Below are 21,955 nucleotides of genomic sequence, written 5' to 3'. Positions count from 1 at the left end.
CATTTTATCAACATAAAACTGTCTAGTTCTTTAATCTCTGTAATCATTTAACTACCTTTGGTTGGAGTTTAAAACTATGTCTGAACAGAACACAAGTGAGTTGGTTAGAAAGATATTCGAAGCCTATCTCGAAAACAAAAACTTAAGAAAAACCCCTGAGCGTTTTGCTATTTTAGAAGAAATCTACTCAAGAGATGATCACTTTGACGTAGAGACCCTTTACATACACATGAAAAATCAAAAATACCGTGTAAGTAGGGCTACCGTTTATAACACGCTAGAGCTTCTAGTTTCTTGTGATTTGGTAACAAAACACCAATTCGGCAAGAACATGGCACAGTTCGAAAAATCGTACGGCTATCACCAACACGACCACGTTATTTGTATAGATTGTGGTAAAGTGGTAGAGTTTTGCGATCCTCGTATTGGTCAAATCCAAAATATGGTGGGCGATTTACTAAAATTCGACATCAAACATCACTCTTTAAACCTTTATGGAGTATGTTTCGATTGCAGCGCCGCAGCAACCATTAAAAACAAAGCACACTAATTATTTATAAAACCAATATTCTCTTAATTTAAAATAATGACGCAAGTAGATGTACTACTAGGCCTACAATGGGGCGATGAAGGTAAAGGAAAAATCGTTGACGTTCTTAGTCCTCAATACGATTTAATAGCTCGTTTTCAAGGCGGTCCAAATGCTGGGCACACCCTAGAGTTCGATGGCAAAAAATTCGTACTTAACACTATTCCATCAGGCATTTTTAACGAAAAAACCATGAACCTTATAGGAAATGGTGTTGTAATTGACCCGATCATTTTAAAAAGAGAATTAGATAATTTAAGAGCTGCTGGCCACGATCCTGTTGGTAAACAAAAACTAGTTTTGGCACGTAAAGCGCACTTAATTTTACCTACTCACCAATTATTAGATGCCGCTAACGAGCAAAAAATGGGTGCTGGTAAAATTGGTTCTACATTAAAAGGTATTGGTCCAACTTATATGGACAAAACTGGCAGAAACGGTATCCGTGTTGGAGACACTACGCTGCCAGACTTTAAAGAGAGATACGAAAAATTAGTACAGAAACATAAAGAAATCCTATCTCACTACGAGTTTGAATATGATTTAACGGAGAAAGAAGCGGCATTTTTTGAAGCTATCGAGTTCATCAAATCTATTCCTCATGTAGATAGTGAGCATTTTGTAAATGGCTACCTAAAAGAAGGCAAAAAGGTTTTGGCAGAAGGTGCTCAAGGTGCATTGTTAGATGTTGATTTTGGTTCTTACCCATTTGTAACTTCATCTAACACAACCACTGCTGGCGCTTGTACCGGTTTAGGTATTGCTCCTAATAAAGTTGGTGATGTTTATGGTATCTTCAAAGCGTATTGCACTAGAGTTGGTGGTGGTCCATTCCCCACTGAATTATTCGACGAAACTGGAGAAACATTACGTGCTGTGGGTCACGAGTTCGGAGCAACTACAGGTAGAGCTCGTCGTTGCGGATGGATTGATCTTCCAGCATTGAAATATGCCATCATGTTAAATGGTGTTACCGAATTAATTATGATGAAAGCTGACGTATTGGATGGTTTCGACACTATTTACGCTTGTACTCATTATGAGCACGATGGTCAAACGATCGATTATATGCCTTACGATATCATCACAGTAGCGCCGAAACCAGTTTTAAAAGCTATTGAAGGCTGGAAAACTGATTTAACTGGCATCACTTCCACTGATCAAATCCCTGCACAGTTAAATGCTTATATCGAATTCTTGGAAAAAGAGCTAGAAGTGCCAATCAAATTTTTATCGGTTGGTCCAGACAGAACACAAACTTTGACTTTGAAATAAACAAAGCTTAGATAAATAAAAAGCTCCGAAAAATTTTCGGAGCTTTTTTACTTTTATTCGTCTTCTAACAACGTTACACAATTTTGTGCTAGAGGTTTCAAACGATTTGGTAAAGTGGTGATTGCCTGTGGTTCCTTAATGCTTTTGTAAAGATTAGAAATCATGGTTTGTGTCTCCTCATCTGTCTCACAAGCTTGATATTTTTCGAAATGAGGCAAAGCCTTTTTTACCATTGCCTTATATTTCTCAAAAGCTTTTGCATTTGCTACAGCATTTTTTGTTGCTTTAGCTTCATTCATCTCAGCTATAATGGGCTTAGTTTTGTCCAGATAAATAAAACCCATTGCTCGATGGATCACCGTATAATTTGGTTCGCCTTTAATTGACTCTAAATAATGTAACAATGCATTTTCAGGATCTTTAATGTCTTCGTACATCCTTCCCAATTGAAATTCAAGATTAGCTACCTGCTTTACCGACAACTGATCTTTCTGTTCTAGCAGAGCTGTGATTTTCTTAATTTTACTCTCATCTCCCTTGCCTGTTCTGTAACCCATAAATTCGCTATAGCTGGCTTTTGCCGATTTCTGGGCATTTGCTACAAAACAACTTCCAATTAGCAAGCAAAGCGTTAAGATATTTTTCTTCATAAAAATGATTAATAATTAAGTTGGAAAGATATAAATTATAAGATTGCTTCTATTACATTTTTTTACCTTTGTCTTGTAATAAAATGACCCACCAGCAGATCTCTAATTTTAAACAAAAAGCATTACAGTACGCTTCAAGCTTCGAGGTTTGTTGTTATTTAGATTCTCACAAATACGAAGACAAGTATGGCAAGCACGATTGTTTAATTGCTTTTGGAAAAGACCAAGAGCTTACTGCTTCTACTGGCAATGCATTTAAACTCCTGAAACCATTTGTTGACGAGAACAAAACTTGGATGTTTGGTCTATTCACTTATGATTTAAAAGGTGAAATGGAGGATATTCCGAATTCAAAAAGTGATAAATTATACTTTCCAGATCTTTATTTTTTTGTTCCTTATAGCTTAATAGCTATTAAAGGCAATGAGATTCAAGTTTTAAAAGGTGATAAAGATATCCTTAAAAAAATTGATCAAATAAGTTTAGAAAACAATACAGTTACTTTAGATATACATATCGAACAGAAGTTTACTCGTGAAGATTATGTAGCTAGTATTGAAAAGGTTAAAGAGCACATTAAACGCGGCGACGTGTATGAAATGAATTTTTGCCAAGAGTTTTTTTCAGAAAATGCAATGATTAATCCATTGGCAGTTTATCATCATTTAACTGCTATTTCCCCTACTCCATTTGCAGGTTTTTTCAAAATTGGCAACAAGTATATATTATCGGCTACGCCAGAAAGGTTTTTATCTAAGCGTGGAAATATCCTGACTTCGCAACCGATTAAAGGAACAGCTAAAAGAAGCATTGATATTGACGAAGATTTACGCATCAAAGCGGATTTAAAAAACAGCAAAAAAGAACAAGCAGAAAATGTAATGATTGTAGATTTGGTGAGAAACGACTTGACGAAAAGTGCGGTAAAAGGTACGGTAAAAGTAGATGAGTTGTTTGGAATTTATACTTTTCCACAAGTACACCAAATGATCTCTAGCATTAGTTGTGAATTATCTCCGGATGTGCATTTTATAGATGCTATCAAGAATACCTTCCCAATGGGATCTATGACCGGCGCACCAAAATTACGTGCCATGCAACTTATTGATGAATATGAAAGAAGTAAGAGAGGTGCCTATTCTGGTTCTTTTGGCTACATCAACCCGAACGGTGATTTTGATTTTAACGTAATCATTAGAAGTATTCTTTATAATGAAGAAAGTGCTTATTTATCGTTCCAAGTAGGTGGCGCTATCACTTATGAATCTGATCCGGAAAAGGAATATGAAGAATGCCTAGTGAAAGCCTCAGCAATCATGAGCGTATTAACCCCAACCCCCTAAAGGGACTTCCGAATTTGGAGCAAAAAAATAATGCTTTGCAAAAATCTTACAAAGCACTATTTCAAAAAAACTCCCATTTAGGGGCTAAGGGTTATTTCCCTTTATAATATTTCATCGCCTCTGGCAATGCTTTTTGTATTTGAGCAATACGAGATTGATCTGAAGGGTGGGTGCTTAAAAATGCTGGTGGTTTTTGAGAACCAGAGCTCGCTTGTGCCATTCTCTGCCAAAATCCAATAGCGTTGTTTGGATTATATCCTGCCATTGCCATAAATGCTAATCCCATTTTATCAGCTTCCAATTCCTGATTTCTGCCATAGCTCAAAATAGCTAACTGCCCGCCAATACCATAAGCGGTATTGATATACTGGGCATATTTAGAGTTTGCACTAGCCACACCCACCGCAGTACCAACGCCCTGAGCAACTGTCATTTGCGACGCTCTTTCTGCTGAGTGTTGCGCAATGGCGTGAGCCACTTCGTGTCCCATTACAGTAGCCAAACCAGCTTCGTCTTTTGTAACGGGCAATATACCCGTATAAACCGCAATTTTACCACCTGGCATACACCAAGCGTTAATTTCCTTACTATCAATTAAATTGTATTCCCATTTATAGTTGGCAATTTGATCTCCATAGCCATTTTGGTTCATATACTGAGTAACGGCAGTAGCAATTTTTTGTCCTACACGTTTTACCATAGCAGCATTGGCATTGCTTGAAGATACCACTTTAGTTTGCGGATCGCTTAACAATTGAGCATAACCAATTGCTGCTTGCTGTTGCAGCTGGCTATCGTCTACCAAACTTAACCTGCTACGCCCAGTTAATGGAACAGTTGAACACGAGGAAATGGCAAGTAATGCAGTTGCCAGACCAAAAATCATTGTTTTTTTCATCATTGTAAATTTATCACCCAACACATAACTATTTTGCAAGCAAATTTGTTTGCAGTTTTGTGCTAAGCTTGTTTTTTCTTAAATAGATACACTTTAGATTCTTTTCCTTTTAGCAGACGCTCTATATTTTTCTGATGCGTTACCAAGATCAGAACGCATACACAAATGCTGTAGAGCACTTCCGCTTTTACAGACGATTGAAAAACAAAAACTGTGCCCAACGGAAAAGTAAATCCGGCACAGATAGAACTTAAGGAAACATATTTAGAAACGAGAAGTACAGTTACAAAAACGCTTACACATAAAAGCGCTGCCAAAGGATTAACAGCGAGCACCATACCGAACAAAGTAGCCACTCCCTTTCCACCTCTAAAACCAGCAAAAATTGGGAATAAGTGACCCATTACGGCAATTACGCCAAGTGCAAGCTCGTAGTTTACAAATTGTGCAGAATATTTTGGTCCTGTAACAGAAAGTCCTATTAGATATGCTAATTTGGTAGCTGTAAATCCCTTCATAATATCGATGGTCATTACAATAATACCTGGCTTTTTACCTAAAACCCTAAATGTGTTGGTAGCTCCAGCGTTTCCACTTCCGTACTCCCTCACATCAATACCGTAGAATGCCTGCCCTAGCCACACTGCTGTAGGAATAGACCCCAGAAGATAAGCTGCAATTAGCGCAGAAATGGAATAAATTGAAATCATTTAGCTACAATGATAATAAAAAAAACGGTTTCGTAAATTATGGTTATTAAAAAGCTTTTAAACTTAAATCTAGGCTTTTTACCGAATGTGTTAATGCACCCATTGAAATGTAATCTACTCCACAAGCAGCATAATCAGTAACATTCTCTTCAATAATGCCTCCTGAAGCTTCAGTTACAAACTTTCCATCAATCATTTCAACAGCTTGTTTCAAACGTGGTAGCTCAAAATTATCTAACATAATTCTGTCTACTCCGCCAATTGATAAAACCTGTTGCAGCTCCTCTAAGTTACGTACTTCTATCTCAATTTGTAATTGCTTACCAGTATCTTTCAAATAACTTTTAGCTTGATTGATTGCATTATGGATACCACCTGCATAATCTACATGATTGTCTTTAATTAAGATCATATCGTACAAACCAATTCGATGATTAACGCCGCCACCAATTCTAACTGCCCATTTTTCAAGATATCTTAATCCTGGCGTAGTTTTGCGAGTATCAAGCACTTTAGTTTTATACCCTTCTAAACTCTTTACAATACGATTTGTTTTAGTGGCGATACCACTCATACGCTGCATACAGTTTAAGACCAAACGCTCTGCCAGCAATATTGCATGTGTACTACCGTGAACAGTGAGCGCAATATCTCCAGGATTTACTTCTTGTCCGTCATTTAGAAGAACATCTACTTTAAGAAGCGGATCTACTTGATGAAAAATCTCTAATGCAAGTTCTACCCCTGCTAAAATACCTTTTTCTTTTACAATTAACTTCGCTTTTCCTTGCGTGCCCTCAGGTATGGTAGACAATGAAGTATGATCTCCATCGCCAACATCTTCGGCAATTGCATTTTTAATAAATTGATCTATGATTTGCTTATCCAATGCGATATAATTTGCCACAAAAATAGCAAAATGCGCATCAATATGGAATTATCTCTCAGGTTCTATCCTTAACTCAGTGATTAAAAAAGCATTACCAGTTTTTTTCATTGTAACGGTAACCCTAAATTTTTCTGTTTTAGTTGTTAAAGAGAGAATAGTGAGCCTATAATTTGGACTATTACTGAGCTTATGAATAATACTTGTTTTACTTGGCTGGTTTTTCAGAAAAAAATCTTTAAGAATTTGTTCAGCCTGTGCTCTATTATATACATCTTCTTGATCTATGATGATTAGTTCTATAGACGGCGCAAAACTTTTAGCAATTTCTTTAGAGTTTCCTTGTCGAAAATTTGTCGCTAAATCATCGGCAATATCTACCTGCATAGCCTGTTGAGGCGTAAAATGCAGAAACATAACCATGAGCGCAAGTATAGATTTAAACATGATCCTTAAAAGCTAAAGCAAACTTACAGCCAAAACTATGCCATTTACCTATTTTTAAATCTAAAATATTGGGTTTAGGGCTTAATTTAGCGTATATTTGCAAATAACGTAATACAAAACACAACAAAATTATATCAGATGGAAGCTAAAAAATTGGTACTACTAATTCTTGATGGTTGGGGTTACGGCAAAAAAGATAATTCTGATGCCGCCTACGCTGCCCATACTCCTTTTTTCGATTCATTATTAGCTAATTATCCTAACTCAAAACTAGAGGCTTCAGGCGAAGCAGTAGGTTTACCTGCGGGACAAATGGGTAATTCGGAAGTGGGACATATGAATTTAGGTGCTGGAAGAGTAGTTTACCAAGAACTGGGACGCATCAATAACTCCATTACTGAGAAGTTTTTGAATACAAATACTACTTTGCTCGAAGCATTTGCTTATGCAAAACAGAACAATAAACCTGTGCACCTTATTGGATTAGTTTCCGATGGTGGTGTACACGCACACATCAGCCATTTAAAGGCACTTTGCGATATTGCCAAAGAAAATGAACTGAAAGATGTGTTTATTCATGCTTTTTTAGACGGCAGAGATACAGACCCAAATGGAGGTTTAGCTTACATTGCCGCATTGGATGAGCATCTTGCAAGTTCAGCAGGTAAAGTTGCAAGTTTGGTGGGTAGGTATTATGCTATGGACAGAGATAATCGTTGGGAAAGGGTAAAACTGGCTTATGATGTAATGGTGAACGGCATTGGTGAAAAATTTAGCAGTCCTGAACTTGCCATACAGCATTCTTACTCTCAGGGAATTACTGATGAGTTTGTTAAACCAATTGTAATTACTGATGATCAAGGCAACCCAACGGCTACGATAAAGGAAGGAGATGTGGTCATCTGTTTCAATTACCGTACAGATAGAGGTAGAGAAATTACCCAAGCGCTTTGCCAAAAAGATTTTCCAGAGCAAGGAATGTGCAAACTTCCTTTGTACTACGTTACCATGACAAGCTATGATGAAAGTTTCGAAAATGTAAACGTAATTTTCACAAAAGATGATCTGAGCAACACATTAGGCGAAGTTTTGGAAGCAAACAATAAAAACCAGATCAGAATTGCCGAAACGGAGAAATATCCGCATGTTACTTTTTTCTTTTCTGGCGGAAGAGAGAAAGAATTTTTTAATGAGAAACGAATATTGGTGCCTTCACCAAAAGTAGCTACTTACGATTTACAGCCAGAAATGAGTGCTGCAGGAATTACAGAAGCTATAGTGAAGGAGTTAGAAAGCAAATGGCCAGATTTCGTCTGCCTAAACTTTGCTAACCCAGATATGGTAGGACACACTGGCGTGTTTGAAGCAGTAGTTAAAGCGGTAGAAACAGTTGATAGTTGTGCACGCAAGGTAGTAGAAACTGGAATTGCGAACGGTTATTCATTTATTATCTTGGCAGATCATGGCAATGCCGAATTTATGCTAAACGCTGACGGCTCTGTAAACACTGCCCATACTACTAACCTTGTACCATGTATTTTGGTTGATAAAGACTACAAAACTATTGCTGATGGCAAATTAGGTGATATTGGACCAACCGTTTTAAAAATTATGGGCTTAGAAGCTCCTGCTATTATGACAGGAAACTGTTTAGTATAATGAAACAACTTATTTTAGGTGTATTTGTCTTATTTCTATTTTCTTGCGCTCAGCAGGAAAGTAAAAAGGCAAATGCGCCTACTTATTTTGATATTACAGGATATTTTACAAACGAGGCTAATCGTTTGCAAAAAACAAATCCAACTATTATTAAGGATGTAATTGCTGTAGGTAAAGCCGAAAAAAGGTCAACAACGATAAGCGACTGGAAAACCGAGTTGGTAAGCTTTAGTAATTCAGATATTAACAAAGCGGCATGGGCAGGAGAATTTACAGTTATACAAAATGGCACTGTTACCAGCTATAGCACTGAAAATCCGAAAATACCCGTTAAAAAAATAGAAATAACTAAAGCTGGTGAAAAAATTACTGGAATAAAGATTTTCAAAGCGACCGAGAATTACCTTTACAATTCTACAGATACGCTACTTTACTATCCCGACAGTTTATACTTTATCCAAAACCAGCAGAAGGTTAAACTATTAAGTTCAAAAAACTATAAGATCATCGGAAAGTTAAAGTAGTAGTTCTTACTGCTATTTCATACTTGCAGACTGCGCCTTCACATAATCAATCAACGACATTACATCTTTCCTCAGCGGTTGCATGGTTAAAATTTTCTGAAAATCAGCGATTGAGTTGTTGAACAAAGCAATACAAGCATTTTTATCTACAGATTTCTTTGCTTTATAAGATTTGAAAATCCCATAATCCTTGTAGGCAACTCCCCTATTTTGTAAGATTTGGATATCCTCTTCACCACTAATTTCCATAGCTTTCGAAAAATCCTTAATTGCCGTGCTGTAAAAACTATCACGCATTTGGTTTAAAGATTCTTTTGGTGCATTGGCAATATTTAATCTGGCTTTACCACGATAATAGTAGGCCGAATAATCAGCAGGTTTTTGTGCAATTAAACGAGTATAAGCGGCAATTGCATTTTCAAAATCTCCATTTTGGAAATAAGAATAGCCCAACATCTTTAATACATTTGCATTACTTGGATCTTTAGCTTCTGCTTTTTCAAGTTGTACCACTGCAGTTTTAAAGTCACCTTTCATCCATGCTTGCGTACCTTGTTTCTCAAAATTACTCTGTGCCTGAACCTGTAAACTAACTGAAATAGCTAATAATACTAAATAAGATTTGCTAAGAAATTTCATTAAAAATGTTTTTATATAAACTTACACATTTCTTTAATCAAAATGTAAACGCTAATTTACCTTTTATGTGCAATTATACAAGTTAACGCATAATATTTGCAAATATGATTTTAGCAAACGATTATTTATATGACGTTTTTACCGAAAACCTATTTTGTCTGAAAGTGTTTCAATAACAAGGCCGATTAATTTGAATTTAAAAAATAGCCTCTTTAGGCTCTAATTAAAGATAATCAGCGAAATTAAGCAGATCAAGTTTCCACTACCGTTTAAAAATGATTTTTGGCATAGGAGTTGAAATTACAAGCTGCATAATTATTTCATAAACTTATAGCGGCAATGCTGTCATATTGTCGCCTACCTTATAAATACAAAACTGAATGAGCAAACAAGACCCATTTGATTTTAATACACTACCAATCATAAATGAAGATACCGAGTTTTTTCCGCTAATGTCTCAGCAAGACGAGGATGAAATGAATAGCGAAGAAACTCCAGAAATATTATCTATACTTCCTTTAAGAAATACAGTACTTTTTCCTGGTGTAGTAATTCCAATTACTGTTGGCAGAGATAAGTCAATTAAATTGATTAAGGATGCCTACAAAGGAGACCGCGTAATTGGCGTTGTTGCGCAGAAAGATGTTTCTATTGAAGATCCTACTTTTGAGCAGTTGCACAATGTTGGTACTGTTGCACACATCATCAAGATGCTACAAATGCCTGATGGTAATACTACCGTAATTATTCAGGGTAAGCAACGTTTCCAATTGGTAGATGAGGTACAAAACGAGCCATTTATTAAGGCAGTTGTGGCTAAGTTTACCGAAACAAAGCATAAAAACGATAAAGAATTTAAAAACTTGGTAGCGGCAATCAAAGAGATGTCGAGCCAAATTATACAGCTTTCTCCAAACATACCTAGTGAAGCTGGAATTGCCCTAAAGAACATCGAAAGCACTTCATTTCTGATTAATTTCATTTCATCGAACATGAACGCTGAAATGGCCGACAAGCAGAAAATGCTAGAGATGGGCAATTTGCGCAAGCGTGCAGAAATGGTGATGGATTTGCTAACGCAAGAGTTGCAAATGTTGGAGTTGAAAAATCAAATTCAATCTAAGGTTAGGACTGATCTAGATAAGCAACAACGCGATTACTTCTTAAATCAGCAATTAAAAACGATCCAAGAAGAACTTGGAAACTCTACCGATTTAGAATTTGAAGCCTTACAAAACAGAGGTAAAAAGAAAAAATGGAAGGTTGAAGTTAAAGAGCATTTCAATAAAGAACTAGAAAAATTAGGCAGAATGAACCCTGCTGCTCCAGATTATTCAATTCAAATGAACTATCTGGAGTTGCTTTTAGAGTTACCTTGGAATGAATTTACAAAAGACAATTTCGACTTAAAAAGAGCGCAGAGGGTTCTAGATAAAGATCACTTTGGTTTAGAGAAAGTTAAGCAACGTATCATCGAATATTTGGCTGTTTTAAAGCTAAAACGTGATATGAAAGCACCTATTTTGTGCCTAGTAGGTCCTCCGGGAGTTGGTAAAACATCCTTAGGTAAATCTATTGCAAAGGCTTTGAACCGTAAATATGTGCGTATGGCTTTGGGTGGTGTAAGAGACGAAGCGGAAATCCGTGGACATCGTAAAACTTACATTGGAGCAATGCCAGGCCGTATTATTCAATCTATCAAGAAAGCAGGCGCAGACAACCCTGTGTTTGTTTTGGATGAGATTGATAAAGTAGGTTCTGATTTTAGAGGAGACCCTTCATCAGCTTTGCTTGAAGTTTTAGACCCTGAGCAAAATAATGCGTTTAACGATCACTACGTAGAGGCAGAATATGATCTTTCTAATGTTCTTTTTATCGCTACGGCAAACTCTTTGAGCACCATACAACCTGCTTTGTTAGATCGTATGGAAATTATCGAGGTAAATGGATATACGATTGAGGAGAAAATCGAAATCGCTAAAAAATATCTGTTACCTAAGCAAAAAGAGGTACACGGATTAGACAACAAACAAATCACGCTTAAAAATTCATTAATTGAGAAAGTAATTGAAGATTACACGAGGGAAAGTGGTGTACGTGGTTTGGAGAAAAAAATTGGTTCTTTGGTACGTGGCATTGCTACTAAAATTGCCATGGAAGAAGCTTACGAGCCAACATTGAGCAATGACGATGTAGAACGAATTTTAGGGGCTCCTATTTTCGATAAAGATGCTTACGAAGGCAATGAAGTAGCTGGTGTAGTTACAGGTTTAGCCTGGACACAAGTTGGTGGCGATATCCTCTTCATCGAAGCGAGTTTAAGTCCGGGTAAAGGTAAATTGACCTTAACAGGTAATTTAGGTGATGTGATGAAAGAGTCTGCAGTAATTGCTCTGGCATACATTAGAGCACATGCTTCGCAATTTGGCATTAACCACGAATTGTTCGACAACTTCGATTTACACGTTCACGTTCCGGCAGGTGCTACGCCAAAAGACGGACCTTCTGCGGGTATTACCATGTTAACGGCTTTAGTTTCGGCATTTACACAACGTAAAGTGAAACAAAATTTAGCGATGACTGGTGAAATTACACTTCGTGGAAAAGTATTGCCTGTTGGTGGAATTAAGGAAAAAATCTTGGCTGCCAAACGTGCCAACATCAAAGAAATCATTCTATGTAAATCGAACCGCAAGGATATTTTAGAAATTAAGGAAGATTACATTAAGGATTTAAAATTCCACTATGTGACAGAAATGCAAGAAGTGATTAACTTAGCATTAACAAAGGATAAGGTTAAAAATCCGATTGATTTAACGATAAAAACAAAACCTAGTACCGATAAATAGATGTACAAGAAACTCGTTCTGGCTACCCTTGCCATTTTAGCTATTGTTTATGGTTCTTATGCGCAAGAGTACAAGAACGAGTTTGGTTTTAAAAGTGATAACGATGCCTATCTTTGGTACGGACAAGACCGTTATTACACCAATGGTCTGTTTGTCTATTTTAGACGGGCCATGAAAATACCCGAAAACGAAGCTATGGATATCGAAAAGCTCACTTATGAAATATCCGTAGGGCAAAAAATGTTTAACCCTCTTTCTGGCTTTAGACCAGATCCTGCAACCCACGACAGACCATTTGCCGGATATTTATACGGTGGTTTTAAAGTTGGCTTATTCCACAAAAACGAAAGTGTAGTTAAAATTGGATTAGATGTTGGTACAGTTGGCCCCAATGCCCTAGGCAAAGAAGCACAAGATCTACTACATAGCATTGTTGGATTTTACAAAGTGCAGGGCTGGGATTACCAAATTGCCAATGATTTTGCTGTTAATGCAAACGCAAAATATGCAAAGCTTTTGCATAGAAGTAGTGATAATGTATTGGATTTTACATTAGATGGCTATGCCAATCTAGGCACAATTTATAATGGAGCGGGAGTTGCTGTAGTTTTTAGGGCTGGAGATATTAACCAACTCTTCAATTCTGTTCACTATAATGGCAGCATCAGCAATGGCAGTAAAACGGAAAAACTGAAAAAGAAAGAGTTTTATTTCTATGCTAAGCCTCAGTTAAACTACGTAGCTTATGATGCTACAATTCAAGGAAGCCTGCTTTATGATACTTATAGTCCTGTTACGTTTGGAGTAAAGCCTATAGTTTTTTCGCAGACAATGGGCTTCAACTACAGCTCTCCGCGTTTCACTATCGATTACAGCTTGATCTTTTTATCTAAGGAGATTAAGAGTAATGCCAGGGCGCACCAATATGGTAGTATTTCTATGTACTATCGTTTTAATTAATAGGCGATGAAGAAAGCTGCAATTCTATGTCTTTATTTCATATTGATAGTTTTTACCAGTTGCGCTATTTATAATCTTTGGCCAGAAAAACGACTTGCAGAAAACTCAAAAATCGATTACCTGTTGGTAGAAAAGTCTGAGCAGACTATGAAAGCTTATCAAGGCAAGCAGTTACTTAAAACGTACAAAATTACTGTGGGTAAAAACTCAATTGGTCATAAAGTTTTTGAAGGCGACCAAAAAACTCCAGAAGGCATTTACAGTATCAATGATAGAAATCCGAATAGCGACTACCACAAAAATTTAGGCGTATCCTATCCAAATGATACCGACAGAGAAAAAGCAAAGGCTCTAGGCAAATCGCCAGGCGGCGATATTAAAATACACGGTTTAAAAAATGGTGGTTTTGGGATTATCAAAAAGTTGCACCGCTTAGCTAATTGGACGAATGGTTGCATTGCAATTACCGATGGTGAAATTGATGAGCTTTATACTGCTGTTGTGCCTAATGCGAAGATTGAGATTAGGCCTTAGAAAACTAGAGAACTTTTGCAAAAAGCTATTCATAAAAAGTTCGGAATAATTAATCCCGACCTTTTTATGAACTTGAATAGATGATATTAGTTTTTTAGCTTAACAGATTTAGCTGTAAAATATTGTTCGATATAGTTTTTAACCAATTCCTTTTTAGCGGCGTTATCGATAAACTTATGAAGAGGCTCTAAGCCATTGTTTGAAGGACCAATAAATCTAGCCTTGTCCTCTGTAGTAGAAGCTCTCCAGTTATTAAGATTCAAGATCAATCGATTATTTATAGTTTCAGTCTTCAACTCACTAAATTTACCACCAACGGAACTATAGTAAATCTTTGCAGAAGAATTCGCATTTAAGTTCTTTAAATTCGGATCATCTGAGTATCCTGTCATCAAGCCAAACGTTCTTTTTAAAGTGTAACGTAATCCTTCCATGCTAATAGCTTCCCTGTTCTCATCTTCGCTAGGAGCAGCAGCTTGATAAACTACATCGAATTTTGAACCAATTTTTATACGTGTCAGAACGTGTGTTCCATATTTACTGACTAGTTCTTGAGCATTTAACAAAGTGATATCTCTTTTAAAATCGGTTGTTAAATAATTATTCACTTCTTGTTCATAATAGATGGTGTATCTTTTCCAAATCATATAATTAGAATATTACCCGTAAACATACTTCTTATCATCGGCAACAGTTTCTGTGAAAGCATGTATAATTGTACTTCCAAAAAGCTTATTTCCCTTAGTAGCCTCAAATGAATTAGAAAACTTTTCTGATAATGCGACTGCATCTTTAGCTTGAAAAGTGGTCCAAGAACCCTCCGTTCCTCCACTAGAATTCACTCTAGAAGTGCCACTAGCAGCATACAATGGAATATCTATTATGTTTGCCCTAATAGAAGCTTGATCATTAAATCGATCTGTTACATCGTACCCATAGCCTAAAAAATCATATTTTTTAGATGGCTGATGTAAAGGTTGACTTTCTTGAGTAGCCCCTTTTACGGAAAATAGAATATCTTCTGACAATTTCACTGCGGGCGTTGGCAGATTGGCTTCATTCTTTTTACAAGAAGCCATTATGGCGATGAGTGCCATGAACATAAGCGTTTTTTTCATACTATCGTTTCATTTGTGTGTAATAACAAATATAAACTTCAAAACCTAATCTCACACATTGCCAAGTAAAAGATTTGTTGGGTATAAAATTTAGATTTTTAAAAATCTGAGAACCTTCTATTTTTCTTCTTCTCCGCATTTGCAGCCTTATTAGCCAAACGTTTTTCTTTAACCGCCTTAGGAATTTTACTCGCCTTTCTTGCTTTTTGCACTTCCAAACCAGCTTTTAAAATTGCCATCAACTTTAGAACCGTTCTCTGTTTATTCAAGAGCTGACTCCTATCTTCCTGCGAAACAACATGAAGCAAGCCTTCACTATCTAACCTCGAAGCTAATTTTTCTTTCAAACGGGCTTTTTCATCCTCACTAAAAAATGACGCATCATCAATATTAAAAATCAGTTCTACTTTACTAGAAACTTTGTTCACATTTTGCCCGCCCTTGCCCCCACTTCTTGAGGTTTTAAAGCTAACTGCTTTTAATAATTCCGATTGATCTGGCAACATACACAAATGTAGTTTTTATTTCATTATGTCTCCCTAACTGTATTATATTTGCCGCGTATGAGAAAAAATATAGTGGTAGCGATAGACGGTTACTCATCTTGCGGAAAAAGTACGTTGGCAAAGGCATTAGCGAAAAAGTTAGGTTTTATCTATATCGATAGTGGCGCTATGTACAGAGCAATTACCTTATATTTTTTGCGTAACAACGTTGATTTAGAAAATCACGAAGCGATTGAAGAAGCACTACAACAAATCGAACTGAATTTTCATTCTAAAGATTACGAATCTCACATTACTCTAAACGGAGAAGAAGTTTCTGATGAAATTAGGTTAATGCCTGTTTCGGAAGCTGTAAGTCCTGTTTCTGCCATTAAAGAAGTGCGCAAAGAAATGGTAAAACAGCAACAGCGTATGGGCAAGTCTAAAAACATTGTGATGGATGGCCGTGACATTGGTACCGCTGTTTTCCCAGATGCACAGGTAAAATTTTTCATGACTGCTGATCCAAAAATCAGAGCAGAACGCAGACACAAAGAAATGGTAGCCAAAGGCGATAATACCATTACTTTAGAAGAAGTATTCGAAAATTTAGCGCACCGCGATTACGCCGATACAACCAGAGAAGAAAGTCCTCTTACTCGAGCAGAAGATGCGATTATATTAGACAATACTGATATTACTGAAACAGAACAACTGGCTTTTGCGTTAGAGAAAGTAGAGCCATTTTTACACGTCTAAAACCTAATGATGATGCTTAGAATAAAAATCCTTTCGATCATAATTTTAAGCTTCGTCAGCTTTACAACTGTTAGCGCTAGGCAGCACAGCATTTCTTCCATTCCAGATCCTAAAAAGCAAGGGCAGGACTATTTTGTCAGTAATCCTGATGGTATCCTATCAAGCTCGGAAGTTGATGAACTTAACCAAATAGCCAAACAAATTGAAGCTACTGGAAAAGTGGAATTTGCCGTGGTGGTGATTAATGATTTCACCCAAGAAGATGATGATTTCACTTTTGCTTATGCGTTGTTTAATGCTTGGGAAATTGGCAAAAAAGATGCAGATAACGGGTTGTTGCTTTTAGTGGCAAAAGATAGGCGAAGATATCGTTTCATTACCGGCTCTGGCATAGAAGGCTTGCTGCCAGATATCAGGTTAAAACAAATTGGAGAGCGGGTTTTGGTACCTGCATTTAAGGAAGGAAATTATGGCAAAGGCATTGTGAACGCTGCATCTGTAATTGAAAAAACCCTAGGATCTCCAGATGGTATTGCAGAATTAAATACACTAATTCCTAGGGAAAAGACCTTTATAGAAAAAAACAGCAATCATCTCCTTATTGCTTTAGCAACTATTTTAGCCTATTTCGGCGTATTCAAACTCTTCAAACGTTTTGGAAAAAACAATAAAGCAAGTTCTAAAAAGAAAAACGATGGACTAGAAAAAAATATTCTAGTAGGATGTGGTATTATGTTTTTCGGAATTTTCTTTGGCGTTTTTGCGGCAAGTTTATTCAACATCAATATTATTGAACCAGAATATTTACCTTGGACCATTGCAGCCGTAGCTTCGTTATTTCTAACAATGCAAATTAATACAAGACGGCGAGCCATTAAAAAGGAATACAGCGATGTTGCTAGCTATCTATCTGCAGTAAAAAGTTATTTAGGAAAAACTGCTCTATTTGTGCCTTTTGCTCCATTAACTGTGATTGGTATATTAAAGCAATACTTCGAAAACAAGCGCCTCAGCAAACAGTTGGTCGCACCAGTAGGATTTGAACATTATCATCGAATAGACAGAAGCACTAATAAGGATGGTAAACCTTATTTAAACAGTGGTCAAATTAAGGAAGAGCGTTTAGAAGCCAAAACCTACCAGATATGGAAAGGCAGCAAAGCTGATGAAATTCAAATTGTGGCATGGCCGGGCGAAAGTAGTGCTGATTTTTCTGAATGTGAGAAATGTCATTTCAGCACAATGACCAAACCCAAGTTAAAAACCATCAGTCAGGCTACTTACAGCAGTGCAGGCCAAGCAGAGCGCTATCAAAGCTGTGAATTTTGCAATCATCGAATTTCATTAGGAATGGTCGTACTTAGCAAGTTGGTTAGAACTACCAGTAGTAGCAGTTCTTCTTCTTCGTCGTCTTCATCATCTTCATCCTCATCGGGTAGTTGGGGCGGCGGCCGCAGCAGCGGTGGCGGTGCCGGTGGTAGTTGGTAATTCTAAAAAAATTCCTAGTTTTATCTATACACTTTTATAGATAATGAACATTCGTAAGACAGCACTATTTTTAGCCCTTATCATACTTAACTTAAATAGCTTTGCCCAAAAAGGATGGATTAACCTTTTCAATGGCAAAGATTTAAAGGATTGGAATATCAAAATTGCCAAACATAATTACAATGAAAATTACGGCAATACCTTTTATGTAGAAAACGGCTTAATGAAGGTTAAGTACGACGGATACGAAAAGTTTGACCAACAATACGGGCATATTTTCTATAAAAAACCTTTCTCTTATTACTTATTAAAAGTAGAATACCGATTTGTAGGCGAACAAGCCAAAGGTGGCGAAGGTTGGGCATTAAGAAACAGCGGGGCCATGTTGCATTGTCAAGATCCAGCTACCATGTTGAAAGACCAAGACTTCCCTATTTCTGTAGAAGCACAGTTTTTAGGGGGTAATGGTAAAGATGAAAGACCAACTGGCAATGTTTGCACGCCAGGAACTACGATAGAAATCAAAGACAATTTATTTACTCCGCATTGCTTAAATAGCACCTCTAAAACTTATCATGGCGACCAGTGGGTTACGGCAGAGTTTTTAGTCCTAGGTGATTCGGTGATTAAGCACATCATTAATAAAGACACGGTTTTAACTTACACCAAACCTAAAATTGATGGTGGCAATGTGGCTAATTTTAATTCTAAAGTTAAAGAAGATGGTAAGCGCTTAACTGGCGGATATATTGCTTTACAAAGTGAAAGTCACCCTATTGAGTTTAGAACCGTAAAACTTTTTGATTTGCAGCCTTATGCAAAGGATGAGAAAAAGTTGGAGAAGGTTTTGGAGAGATTGAGGAAGGAATAGTATGGAATTTATTTAACACAGACATCTTCAATTTATGAAAAGAATTTTTATCATCTTACTTCTGATATCATTATCAATAAGTGCCTTTGCGTGTAGCTGCTCATTATCATCTACAATCACCAGCTACTATCAAACTTCGGATTTTGTTGGCGTAGTTAAAATTTTAAAAAACCATAAGAACTATCCTGATACAAATCAATATTACAGGGCGGATGTTGAAGTATTAAATTTGTACAAAGGCAAGGCTATAAAAAACTTGTATGTACTTGGCGAAAATGGCGGCAAGTCATACAGCTCTTGCGGTACATTTATAAGTGAAGGAGAAATACGACTTGTCTTTGGAAAAGTTAATGCAGAAAAGTTAGTCACTACTTATTTATGCACTTCACACTACAAACCTCAACAATCGTACTATAAAAGAGACCAAATTGAGGAAAAACTAAATGTTTTAAAACGCTCTGCCCAGAAGCACACCATCATAATTTACAACGAAGCGGCAATTTATCCGTCAGACTTTTTGAGAACAAGCAATTTAGCTTCTATCAATTATTTTAGTATTGTTGGCGTTAGGTTAGGTGAAGAAGGAAAAATCAAAAAAATATTCTTTCTTACTAAAGATGATAAGGCTTTGAAAGTTAAAATAACGGATTATTTTAATCGCATATTCGATTGGAAAAGATTGGCTCGAGTTAGAGAAATTAATAAAGGCAAACTAACCGTTTTTTTTGAAATTAATCCTTACAAACCTTAATTATTCCCGAAAAGAATATTAAACTTTGTCAATCTTAACTAGATATCTTATACAAGATTGGCAAAGTTAACATACAAGCCTTCGCGTTCTTTGCGATTACTTCAAATCCTTTGCGGTTCGCCAAACTTTAACCGCAAAGATGAAATAAGAGTTACGCAAAGGTCGCAAAGTAGGTATTTTGCTCAGGTTTAGGTTAATTAAACCCGATAGTAGCGGATCCCGATTTATCGGGAGTAGCAGATAGCGGGGCCGCATTTACCATGTTGCACAATCGTTCTTTTCCAAAATATAAAAAATCACCAACGTTCTCCATATTTAAAAGAACACCTACTAAGTTTGTAATAGATACTTCGCTGCCCTCAAGATGACAGGGAGCTTATAAAAAAAACACTAAACCAAAATTCAACCCATTAAATATCAGCGATATTTATTTAAAAATAGTTTTGTTTTTTTAATATTATCCGTACCTTTGCCGTCCCTAAACAGGGAAAAAGGAGATAATTAATTAATGGCAAAAAAACAAGTTGCAGAAAAAGAACTAAAGGCTAAAGAAGCCGAATTGCAAGGTGCAGACGCCCGTTTGAACCAAAAGGAAACTATTGAGTCAGAAGCTGATTCAGTATCGATCGAACAGATCAAATCACAATTAGCAACACCAGATCAAGATTTTGACTGGGATGCAGACGACAAAGTTTTTGGTAACTACAATGACGAAGACCGTAAAAAGTTTGAAGCAATGTATACTGATACTTTCAATCAAATCACTCAAGGTGAGATCATTTCTGGTACTGTAGTATCAATTAACAACAAAGACGTAGTATTAAACGTAGGTTTCAAATCTGACGGTTTAGTTTCTGCTTCTGAGTTCCGTGACCTTCCTGAGTTGAAAATTGGCGATTCAGTTGACGTGTTTGTAGAAGCACCTGAAGATGCAAATGGCCAGTTAATTTTATCTCGTAAGAGAGCAAAAACTCAACGTTCTTGGGAAACTATCAACGCTGCGCTTGACAATGACACAATCATTAACGGTTTCGTTAAGAGCCGTACTAAAGGTGGTCTTATTGTTGACATTATGGGTGTTGAGGCGTTCTTGCCAGGTTCTCAAATCGACATTAAACCAATTCGCGATTACGATGTTTATGTTGGTAAAACAATGGAATTCAAAGTGGTTAAAATTAACCATGAGTTCAAAAACGTTGTTGTATCACACAAAGTATTGATCGAGGACGATTTAGAGTCGCAAAAAGTTGAAATCGTTTCTAAATTAGAAAAAGGACAAGTACTTGAAGGTACTGTTAAAAATATTACTGATTTCGGTGTATTCATCGATCTTGGTGGCGTAGACGGTTTATTACACATCACTGATATTTCTTGGGGCCGCATAGAGCATCCAAAAGAAGTATTGGCATTAGATCAAAAAATCAATGTTGTTGTTTTAGATTTTGATGATGAGAAAAAACGTATCGCATTAGGCTTAAAACAATTAACTGCTCACCCTTGGGAGAATTTAGATGCTAACTTAGCTGTTGGTTCTAAAGTAAAAGGTAAAATCGTAACTGTTGCAGATTACGGTGCTTTCTTAGAAATCATCCCTGGTGTTGAAGGTTTAATCCACGTTTCAGAAATGAGCTGGTCACAAAACTTACGTTCTCCACAAGAGTTCTTAAAAGTTGGTGATGAAATCGAAGCTGAAGTTTTAACTTTAGATAGAGACGAGCGCAAAATGAGCTTGGGTATCAAACAATTAACTCAAGATCCTTGGGGCGGCGTTGCAGAGAAATATCCAGTTGGAAGCAAACACCAAGCTGTTGTTAAAAACATGACTAACTTCGGTGTATTTGTTGAAATTGAAGAAGGAATTGACGGATTAATCCACATTTCTGATCTTTCTTGGAGCAAAAAAGTTAACCACCCTAACGAGTTCACCAAAGTTGGCGATACTTTAGATGTTGTTGTGTTAGAACTTGATGTTGATAACCGCAAATTATCTTTAGGTCACAAACAATTGGAAGAAAACCCTTGGGATACTTTCGAAACTGTTTTCACTTTAGATTCAATTCACCAAGGTACAGTAATTAAAGTAACTGATAAAGGTGCTGTAATTGCATTACCATATGGCGTTGAAGGTTTTGTACCAACAAAACACATGGCTAAAGAAGATGGTACTACTTTAAAAGCTGACGAAACTGCTGATTTCAAAATCATCGAGTTTAACAAAGATGCTAAGCGTATCGTTGTTTCTCACGCCCGTATCTGGGAAGAGGCTAAAGCTGAAGTAGTAGCTGAAGAAAGAGCAACTAAGAAAAAAGATGCGAAAGCAGCTAGCTCAGCAGTTAAAAAAGTGAAAGATTCAGTAGAGAAATCAACATTAGGAGATCTTGATGTGTTAGCTCAATTGAAGTCACAAATGGAAAGCAATGAGAAAAAAGGTTAATCCTTAATTCTTATTCCAAATATTAAATCCCGATAGCGCAAGTTATCGGGATTTTTTTTGTTATACACTCGTCATTGCGAGGAAGA

General features: G+C 36.7%; 22 protein-coding genes. 13 read left to right on the top strand and 9 right to left on the bottom strand.

Annotated features, from left to right (window positions below; all coding sequences use genetic code 11):
- Positions 1-76: 76 nt before the first annotated feature.
- Positions 77-550, top strand: a complete 474-nt coding sequence (locus AC23ME_RS13925; protein WP_308851481.1) for a Fur family transcriptional regulator — start codon at positions 77-79, stop codon at positions 548-550.
- 36 nt (positions 551-586) lie between these two features.
- Complete coding sequence (locus AC23ME_RS13920; protein ID WP_487728384.1) at positions 587-1,864, top strand: adenylosuccinate synthase; 1,278 nt, start codon at positions 587-589, stop codon at positions 1,862-1,864.
- Between the two features lie 53 nt (positions 1,865-1,917).
- On the opposite strand, the gene AC23ME_RS13915 is transcribed toward AC23ME_RS13920, so the two are convergent.
- A complete protein-coding gene (locus AC23ME_RS13915; RefSeq protein WP_487728383.1) occupies positions 1,918-2,514 on the bottom strand; it encodes a hypothetical protein in 597 nt (198 codons plus the stop codon).
- Between the two features lie 83 nt (positions 2,515-2,597).
- On the opposite strand from AC23ME_RS13915, the gene AC23ME_RS13910 reads away from it, so the two are divergent.
- Positions 2,598-3,857 (top strand): anthranilate synthase component I family protein, encoded by a 1,260-nt coding sequence (locus AC23ME_RS13910; RefSeq protein ID WP_487728382.1) that lies wholly within the window; start codon positions 2,598-2,600, stop codon positions 3,855-3,857.
- 91 nt (positions 3,858-3,948) lie between these two features.
- Here AC23ME_RS13910 and AC23ME_RS13905 read toward each other — a convergent pair whose 3' ends face one another.
- The 4 genes from AC23ME_RS13905 to AC23ME_RS13890 all read right to left on the bottom strand — a co-directional run bounded on the left by AC23ME_RS13905 (position 3,949) and on the right by AC23ME_RS13890 (position 6,798).
- Positions 3,949-4,755, bottom strand: a complete 807-nt coding sequence (locus AC23ME_RS13905) for a M48 family metallopeptidase (RefSeq protein WP_308851506.1) — start codon at positions 4,753-4,755, stop codon at positions 3,949-3,951.
- A 62-nt stretch (positions 4,756-4,817) separates the two neighbouring features.
- Complete coding sequence (gene plsY / locus AC23ME_RS13900; RefSeq protein WP_308851484.1) at positions 4,818-5,465, bottom strand: glycerol-3-phosphate 1-O-acyltransferase PlsY; 648 nt, start codon at positions 5,463-5,465, stop codon at positions 4,818-4,820.
- A gap of 46 nt (positions 5,466-5,511) precedes the next feature.
- On the bottom strand, positions 5,512-6,354 hold the full coding sequence (gene nadC, locus AC23ME_RS13895; RefSeq protein WP_487728381.1) for a carboxylating nicotinate-nucleotide diphosphorylase: 843 nt from the start codon (positions 6,352-6,354) through the stop codon (positions 5,512-5,514).
- Positions 6,355-6,402: 48 nt separating this feature from the next.
- Positions 6,403-6,798 carry a DUF4783 domain-containing protein gene (locus AC23ME_RS13890; RefSeq protein WP_487728380.1) on the bottom strand — a complete coding sequence of 132 codons (396 nt, stop codon included), beginning with the start codon at positions 6,796-6,798 and terminating at the stop codon, positions 6,403-6,405.
- 138 nt (positions 6,799-6,936) lie between these two features.
- Here AC23ME_RS13890 and gpmI point away from each other — a divergent pair, with 138 nt between their 5' ends.
- Both gpmI and AC23ME_RS13880 read left to right on the top strand, forming a co-directional pair.
- The gene (gene gpmI / locus AC23ME_RS13885; protein WP_487728379.1) at positions 6,937-8,457 is read left to right on the top strand and encodes a 2,3-bisphosphoglycerate-independent phosphoglycerate mutase; all 1,521 of its coding nucleotides are present in this window, start codon (positions 6,937-6,939) and stop codon (positions 8,455-8,457) included.
- A complete protein-coding gene (locus tag AC23ME_RS13880; RefSeq protein ID WP_487728378.1) occupies positions 8,457-8,981 on the top strand; it encodes a hypothetical protein in 525 nt (174 codons plus the stop codon). The genes gpmI and AC23ME_RS13880 overlap by 1 nt, the downstream gene beginning before the upstream one ends.
- A 12-nt stretch (positions 8,982-8,993) precedes the next feature.
- Here AC23ME_RS13880 and AC23ME_RS13875 read toward each other — a convergent pair whose 3' ends face one another.
- The gene (locus AC23ME_RS13875; RefSeq protein ID WP_487728377.1) at positions 8,994-9,620 is read right to left on the bottom strand and encodes a tetratricopeptide repeat protein; all 627 of its coding nucleotides are present in this window, start codon (positions 9,618-9,620) and stop codon (positions 8,994-8,996) included.
- A 380-nt stretch (positions 9,621-10,000) separates the two neighbouring features.
- Between AC23ME_RS13875 and lon the strand changes: the two genes are divergently transcribed.
- From lon to AC23ME_RS13860, 3 genes are read left to right on the top strand one after another with little or no spacing between them, the layout of a single operon-like run.
- The gene (lon, locus tag AC23ME_RS13870) at positions 10,001-12,469 is read left to right on the top strand and encodes an endopeptidase La (protein WP_487728376.1); all 2,469 of its coding nucleotides are present in this window, start codon (positions 10,001-10,003) and stop codon (positions 12,467-12,469) included.
- Positions 12,470-13,429, top strand: a complete 960-nt coding sequence (locus AC23ME_RS13865) for a lipid A deacylase LpxR family protein (protein ID WP_487728375.1) — start codon at positions 12,470-12,472, stop codon at positions 13,427-13,429.
- A gap of 6 nt (positions 13,430-13,435) precedes the next feature.
- A complete protein-coding gene (locus AC23ME_RS13860) occupies positions 13,436-13,963 on the top strand; it encodes a L,D-transpeptidase family protein (protein WP_487728374.1) in 528 nt (175 codons plus the stop codon).
- A gap of 86 nt (positions 13,964-14,049) precedes the next feature.
- Here AC23ME_RS13860 and AC23ME_RS13855 read toward each other — a convergent pair whose 3' ends face one another.
- The 3 genes from AC23ME_RS13855 to arfB form a co-directional block, all read right to left on the bottom strand.
- On the bottom strand, positions 14,050-14,610 hold the full coding sequence (locus AC23ME_RS13855; protein WP_487728373.1) for an MAC/perforin domain-containing protein: 561 nt from the start codon (positions 14,608-14,610) through the stop codon (positions 14,050-14,052).
- 12 nt (positions 14,611-14,622) lie between these two features.
- On the bottom strand, positions 14,623-15,081 hold the full coding sequence (locus AC23ME_RS13850) for a hypothetical protein (protein WP_487728372.1): 459 nt from the start codon (positions 15,079-15,081) through the stop codon (positions 14,623-14,625).
- 98 nt (positions 15,082-15,179) lie between these two features.
- Positions 15,180-15,587 carry an alternative ribosome rescue aminoacyl-tRNA hydrolase ArfB gene (gene arfB, locus AC23ME_RS13845; protein WP_487728371.1) on the bottom strand — a complete coding sequence of 136 codons (408 nt, stop codon included), beginning with the start codon at positions 15,585-15,587 and terminating at the stop codon, positions 15,180-15,182.
- 57 nt (positions 15,588-15,644) lie between these two features.
- Here arfB and cmk point away from each other — a divergent pair, with 57 nt between their 5' ends.
- The 5 genes from cmk (at position 15,645) to rpsA (ending at position 21,869) form a co-directional block, all read left to right on the top strand.
- A complete protein-coding gene (gene cmk / locus AC23ME_RS13840) occupies positions 15,645-16,325 on the top strand; it encodes a (d)CMP kinase (protein WP_487728370.1) in 681 nt (226 codons plus the stop codon).
- A 12-nt stretch (positions 16,326-16,337) separates the two neighbouring features.
- Positions 16,338-17,813 (top strand): TPM domain-containing protein, encoded by a 1,476-nt coding sequence (locus AC23ME_RS13835; RefSeq protein WP_487728369.1) that lies wholly within the window; start codon positions 16,338-16,340, stop codon positions 17,811-17,813.
- Between the two features lie 43 nt (positions 17,814-17,856).
- Positions 17,857-18,684 carry a 3-keto-disaccharide hydrolase gene (locus tag AC23ME_RS13830; RefSeq protein WP_487728368.1) on the top strand — a complete coding sequence of 276 codons (828 nt, stop codon included), beginning with the start codon at positions 17,857-17,859 and terminating at the stop codon, positions 18,682-18,684.
- A 34-nt stretch (positions 18,685-18,718) separates the two neighbouring features.
- The gene (locus AC23ME_RS13825; protein WP_487728367.1) at positions 18,719-19,435 is read left to right on the top strand and encodes a hypothetical protein; all 717 of its coding nucleotides are present in this window, start codon (positions 18,719-18,721) and stop codon (positions 19,433-19,435) included.
- A gap of 508 nt (positions 19,436-19,943) precedes the next feature.
- On the top strand, positions 19,944-21,869 hold the full coding sequence (gene rpsA, locus AC23ME_RS13820; protein ID WP_487728366.1) for a 30S ribosomal protein S1: 1,926 nt from the start codon (positions 19,944-19,946) through the stop codon (positions 21,867-21,869).
- Positions 21,870-21,955 lie beyond the last annotated feature (86 nt).

It is taken from the genome of Pedobacter sp. T50_32 (assembly GCF_057652195.1).
This window is presented reverse-complemented; position numbering and strand designations above follow the sequence as displayed.

What these genes read in the sequence shown, in the direction of transcription:
- AC23ME_RS13925 (WP_308851481.1), top strand. Translation starts at nt 77, where the DNA reads ATGTCTGAACAGAACACAAGTGAGTTGGTTAGAAAGATATTCGAAGCC.
- AC23ME_RS13920 (WP_487728384.1), top strand. Translation starts at nt 587, where the DNA reads ATGACGCAAGTAGATGTACTACTAGGCCTACAATGGGGCGATGAAGGT.
- AC23ME_RS13915 (WP_487728383.1), bottom strand. Translation starts at nt 2,514, where the DNA reads ATGAAGAAAAATATCTTAACGCTTTGCTTGCTAATTGGAAGTTGTTTT.
- AC23ME_RS13910 (WP_487728382.1), top strand. Translation starts at nt 2,598, where the DNA reads ATGACCCACCAGCAGATCTCTAATTTTAAACAAAAAGCATTACAGTAC.
- AC23ME_RS13905 (WP_308851506.1), bottom strand. Translation starts at nt 4,755, where the DNA reads ATGAAAAAAACAATGATTTTTGGTCTGGCAACTGCATTACTTGCCATT.
- plsY (WP_308851484.1), bottom strand. Translation starts at nt 5,465, where the DNA reads ATGATTTCAATTTATTCCATTTCTGCGCTAATTGCAGCTTATCTTCTG.
- AC23ME_RS13890 (WP_487728380.1), bottom strand. Translation starts at nt 6,798, where the DNA reads ATGTTTAAATCTATACTTGCGCTCATGGTTATGTTTCTGCATTTTACG.
- gpmI (WP_487728379.1), top strand. Translation starts at nt 6,937, where the DNA reads ATGGAAGCTAAAAAATTGGTACTACTAATTCTTGATGGTTGGGGTTAC.
- AC23ME_RS13880 (WP_487728378.1), top strand. Translation starts at nt 8,457, where the DNA reads ATGAAACAACTTATTTTAGGTGTATTTGTCTTATTTCTATTTTCTTGC.
- AC23ME_RS13875 (WP_487728377.1), bottom strand. Translation starts at nt 9,620, where the DNA reads ATGAAATTTCTTAGCAAATCTTATTTAGTATTATTAGCTATTTCAGTT.
- lon (WP_487728376.1), top strand. Translation starts at nt 10,001, where the DNA reads ATGAGCAAACAAGACCCATTTGATTTTAATACACTACCAATCATAAAT.
- AC23ME_RS13865 (WP_487728375.1), top strand. Translation starts at nt 12,470, where the DNA reads ATGTACAAGAAACTCGTTCTGGCTACCCTTGCCATTTTAGCTATTGTT.
- AC23ME_RS13860 (WP_487728374.1), top strand. Translation starts at nt 13,436, where the DNA reads ATGAAGAAAGCTGCAATTCTATGTCTTTATTTCATATTGATAGTTTTT.
- AC23ME_RS13855 (WP_487728373.1), bottom strand. Translation starts at nt 14,610, where the DNA reads ATGATTTGGAAAAGATACACCATCTATTATGAACAAGAAGTGAATAAT.
- AC23ME_RS13850 (WP_487728372.1), bottom strand. Translation starts at nt 15,081, where the DNA reads ATGAAAAAAACGCTTATGTTCATGGCACTCATCGCCATAATGGCTTCT.
- arfB (WP_487728371.1), bottom strand. Translation starts at nt 15,587, where the DNA reads ATGTTGCCAGATCAATCGGAATTATTAAAAGCAGTTAGCTTTAAAACC.
- cmk (WP_487728370.1), top strand. Translation starts at nt 15,645, where the DNA reads ATGAGAAAAAATATAGTGGTAGCGATAGACGGTTACTCATCTTGCGGA.
- AC23ME_RS13835 (WP_487728369.1), top strand. Translation starts at nt 16,338, where the DNA reads ATGCTTAGAATAAAAATCCTTTCGATCATAATTTTAAGCTTCGTCAGC.
- AC23ME_RS13830 (WP_487728368.1), top strand. Translation starts at nt 17,857, where the DNA reads ATGAACATTCGTAAGACAGCACTATTTTTAGCCCTTATCATACTTAAC.
- AC23ME_RS13825 (WP_487728367.1), top strand. Translation starts at nt 18,719, where the DNA reads ATGAAAAGAATTTTTATCATCTTACTTCTGATATCATTATCAATAAGT.
- rpsA (WP_487728366.1), top strand. Translation starts at nt 19,944, where the DNA reads ATGGCAAAAAAACAAGTTGCAGAAAAAGAACTAAAGGCTAAAGAAGCC.